The organism is Bacteroidia bacterium (genome assembly GCA_016218155.1).
GTDB lineage: Bacteria > Bacteroidota > Bacteroidia > Bacteroidales > GWA2-32-17 > GWA2-32-17.
Genome location: JACREQ010000086.1, coordinates 1 through 4,484, shown reverse-complemented (window position 1 = coordinate 4,484; position 4,484 = coordinate 1). Strand labels below are relative to the sequence as shown.

Annotated in this window: 4 protein-coding genes; all 4 read right to left on the bottom strand. The window is 33.3% G+C overall.

Features of this window, described 5'->3' with window-relative positions; translation table 11 throughout:
- Positions 1–143: 143 nt before the first annotated feature.
- The gene (locus tag HY951_15030) at positions 144–1,100 is read right to left on the bottom strand and encodes an IS3 family transposase (GenBank protein MBI5541377.1); all 957 of its coding nucleotides are present in this window, start codon (positions 1,098–1,100) and stop codon (positions 144–146) included.
- Positions 1,049–1,426: a hypothetical protein gene (locus HY951_15025; GenBank protein ID MBI5541376.1), complete on the bottom strand. Its 378-nt coding sequence runs from the start codon at positions 1,424–1,426 to the stop codon at positions 1,049–1,051. Before HY951_15025 ends, HY951_15030 begins: the two co-directional genes overlap by 52 nt.
- A 500-nt stretch (positions 1,427–1,926) precedes the next feature.
- Positions 1,927–2,148: a hypothetical protein gene (locus HY951_15020; GenBank protein ID MBI5541375.1), complete on the bottom strand. Its 222-nt coding sequence runs from the start codon at positions 2,146–2,148 to the stop codon at positions 1,927–1,929.
- 682 nt (positions 2,149–2,830) lie between these two features.
- Positions 2,831–4,276, bottom strand: a complete 1,446-nt coding sequence (locus HY951_15015) for a peptidase S41 (protein ID MBI5541374.1) — start codon at positions 4,274–4,276, stop codon at positions 2,831–2,833.
- Positions 4,277–4,484 lie beyond the last annotated feature (208 nt).

The window sequence follows — 4,484 nt, the reverse complement described above, 5'->3', positions numbered from 1 at the left end:
CTTTATTTTGGTCTGTTATTGAAATCTGCGATGGTGTGCAGAAAAATAAACTAATAAGTGTAAAAAGTAATATTATTTTCATCGTTTTCAAATTGCTAGTTTTTTTTTGTATCGTCCTGAAAATGGTTGACAGTTTTTTGTTGTTATTTCTTATTCAAAGTTAACAAAAGATTTTCATCCAAAAACATGTTTTTGGATGAAAATCTTTTGTGCCATTTCTTTAATTCATATCGTCCTTTTTTATGTGCCTGTTCGGGGGTCATATAACCACAACTTATATGCAACCGCTTTGTATTATATATTTCTATTGCTTGCTTGATTACTCGCCTCACTGATTTTTCATCTCCTTTTATCCTGTCTATATCAAACTCATTTTTTAATATCCCATTCACTCGCTCGGCTACTGCATTTTCATATGGGTCATATTTGGTCGTCATACTTATGGCAATACCATTTGTTTCTAAAATCCCTGTATAATCAGGATCGCAATATTGCAAGCCCCGGTCTGAATGATGTAACAGGTCACGTTTCGGATATTGTCTATTCCTTATTGCCATATTTATCGCTTTTATCGCACTTACTGTTCGCAAATTATCGGCTAAGTGCCAGCCCATTATTTTCTTCGAATAATAATCGGTCGTTAAATACAAATACATCCGTCCAAAGTCTGTTGGGATATACGTTATATCACTTACAAATGCCTGCTCCGGCTTGATTATTACCTTGTCTTTTATCAAGTTCTTATGCTTTCGAAATTTATGATAGGAGTTCGTCGTTCGTGTATAATTACGCTTCTTCTTTACCTGAAGACCCTCATCTTTCATCAGCCGAAAAAACTTATCCCGTCCACACTTTACCCCTGCATTCTTAAACTTTGATGATATCGACAAATGAACTTTCCGACATCCACTGCGGGGCTGAACTTTCCGCTCTACCTGTACAAATCCAAGGATTATCTCCTTCTCCTCTGCTTCCTTTTTTTGCTGCTGCTTTTGCTTGTAATAGGCCTGCCTACTTATACCAAATTGCTCACTTAAATACCGCTTATTTATTTCCTTTTCGTATCTTTCAAAAAACGCAGAAACGGTTCCGGAAATAATTTTTTTTTACTTAGACCATAGTCCTTCTCTAATACAGCCATCGTCGTTTCCCAAATTACTTCTTTGGCCTCATACTCCTTCAGTCGGGCTCGTAATTCTTTTATCTCCTGTTGTGCTGATTTGCCTCCCATTTGTAATAACTTTTTTTCAAAATTACCTAATTTTTGAAACCATCGTTGTATCGAACTTCTTGATACATTGTGCAGCTTGGCTGCCTGATTCATCGAAATTTGACCATTCTCTATGGCCTCTATCATTTCCTTTTTCTTCGCGTAACTGATAATTGTGGCCTTCTTTCTTGGGGCCTGGTTTTCTTTTTTAAACATTTGTCTCCTCCTTTTTTTGGTTGATTTGCTGTCAACTTATTTCAGGACAAGACAAGTATTTACCTTGTTGCCAACGGGCCTCGAACAGGCACTAGCCGCCAACAAAAATACTTAATCTGCGCATAACCGGCAAACAGCCGGTTTAGCTTGTGTACAAATAGGCGGCTTGGGCTTGTTAGATGTTAGCTGATCGGTGCTTTTTCTTCTTTTGTCGTCTTCAAATTGTTGATTTCTATATCTCTCTGCAAAATATTCTTTTTTCTGTTTTCTCTCAAGAGAATAGAAATAATAAGTGAGGATATTTGTATTTCTGTATGATTAAATATTGACATAATACTCCCCTATAATTAATATTTTCTTAAATTCTGGATTATTATTTTGTCATGTGTAATAATGCTTCTGTCAATAATCCAAATTCAACCTATTATCTCGTCCGTGTTTATTGAGCTGGTCTCGCTCCAATATTTTTTTCGATTGTTATTTTGTCAATATGCTTGCAATTAATTGGATTCTGTTTCAATTGATTTTACTCTTTTTGCTCTTCTTAAATTTCGTTGATCCTCTCTCCTTTCTTTCCTGTATAAATCAATTTGTATTTGAATACAGAGTTTTTTAAACTGTGATTCCATGATTTCTCTTGTCCTGATTATTTTGTGAGTTTTTGATAGACTTGCTGGAAATCCGGGCATTTGAAACTCTTCTTTTTGGATTTCTATTCTCATATTTTTTCTTTTGAGAGTTTTCATTTTTCTCCCTCTTTAGCTTAGTAATTTTCTCCTGTTAGATTTCTTTAATTTATTTTGAAGTAAACCGTCAAATTCGTTGATCAGCTCATTAAATGCCCCCTCTGCTACTCAGCTCTCGTCGAGCGTTGTTAAAAAAAATGATTTGTGAGCGTTCAAGGATTTTTGTTGCTGCTGCGGAGCAAGTTTTTTTTGCTTATATTTTTTTAAGCAAAAAAAACTAAGCAATGAAAATTTTTGAAATGGAAAATCTGCCGGTGCGGCTGAGAAAACAACTCTTTGCTTTTTTGGGCGAGAGCCCGTGTTTAAAAAAGCAATGGGTTGTTGTGGAGCATTGGCTAAATCATTTTTTGTGGGTATGCTGCCTGTTAAAACTCAGCTCTCGATTTAAGTTTAAAATATTTTATTGGCTTCAGAATTATTGTCATTGTATGAATTTATTTTCTCAGTCTGATTATTTTATAAATCAATCGTGCGGGGGATTCATAATGTTAAATTAAATTTTACTAAAAAAATCTTAGCGTGCGGGGGCACTGGCAGCTAACGGTCGAGGGCTGGCGCATGTTTTTTTTACCTTAGACCTACCGCCATGCCCAGAGGGCTTGCGGGTTTTAATAGAAAAAAAATTGCGCTACGCCCTTTGTTAGCAGGCGTTGATTTTTTATTCATTACATAGAATTTTATTTACAAAATCAATCCATTCATATTTTGAAATTGTACTATCAATATAAAAATCAGGTTGAATACCTTTATCATCAATTGTAAATTCTGGAATTCGTTTACTTTTTGAAATGCTATAACCGAGTTTAATGTCCTTACATGGGGAGTCAATAAAATACATATTTGAGATATCCAAAACCCCCATTGTAGTTGACCCAAATAATTTTACTTTTTTGCTTTGTTTTGCTGCAAGGAGAAATTGCTCAGTTGTGCTGCCATTTCCTTCGTTTATAATTATTCCCACATTTTTAGGAAATTGATAGATTGTATCTGACTTATAAATTGAAACGAATGAACTGTCAAGGTTTACAAATTCACCTAAATGTTTATTTAGCTTTTCAAGACCTTCTTTCGCCCATTTCTTCTCATTTTCTGGAAAATCATTATTATTAATAAAGTCTTCCATTCTTTTATTATTTAGAGGAGTGGAAAAATATTCAGCACCAACTTCTCTGATTGGATTAGTGTAGATTAATGGTAATATATTAGCATAACTATAATCACTACCTCCTCCATTGTATCGCAAATCAATAATTAAATTCTCAGTATTTGTTATTACCCGAAGATTAGCAGATATGATACTATCAATATTTTTTTTTGCGTACATTTCAAATGATGGAATACGAAGAAGAACAGTTTTTTCATTTAATTTTTCAACTATAGGTATATCTGTAGTTAAAAGCTTAAAATACAAATCTATTGATTGGTCAGGTGTAAATATAGGTTTTAATCTTTTTAATGTAATCCAATCCATTTGTAAATAATTATTTCCTAGCAATTTTACATCTTTTAATTCTTTAGCTGAATGATCCTGCATATAATATGTTGCAGTCAATTTTCCATTTGTATTTTTAACTCTTAGCTTAATTTGGTCTTTTGACCAATATATTTCATCTGCTTCAATAATAAATCCGATATACTCATCATTTACTTTTTTAATACCTAATGTATATGGCGGAGATGACCAAATACCTTCAATTCCTGGTTCTGTTAATTTTGATATATAAGCATTAAATTCTTTTTCCTGATATGTGTATTTCTCCCAATTTTTAAATTGGTCAAGTATCTTTTCTTTATCAATTTGTTTAGGACTATTTTTAGAATCTATGCCCAACCATAAATGTCCTTTACGAAAAAAAGTCAACCAGTTGGAAAGAACTACAACACATTCTTCTTTAGTTTTAATTGTCTTGATTCTACCAATAAAACCATCGGTATATCTTTTATATTCTGTTTCTCCTTTTTGACTTATCGCATATGTGAATCCTGCATCATTCTTTTCAATAGTCTCTTTTAGCCAAAGAAATATATCGGAACAATTACAGTTTTGACTGTAAGCAAAATTTGTCGATAGTAGAACCAAAATTATTATAACTCTTTTTATCATTTTATCTTTTTATTATGATCGTCGTTTCTTCAATGCCTGCTAACGAGCCTTGCGTTGGCACCGTTCATTTTGCCCTTAGACCTACGCGTATAGCATAAAATTTTGGATTAGCATTTAATGTCCATTTTTGCGTATATCCAAAATTTTGTGCTTAGCGTTTAAATATCAAAAGAATGGTGCTACACGCAATGTTAGAGCTTCGATGCTT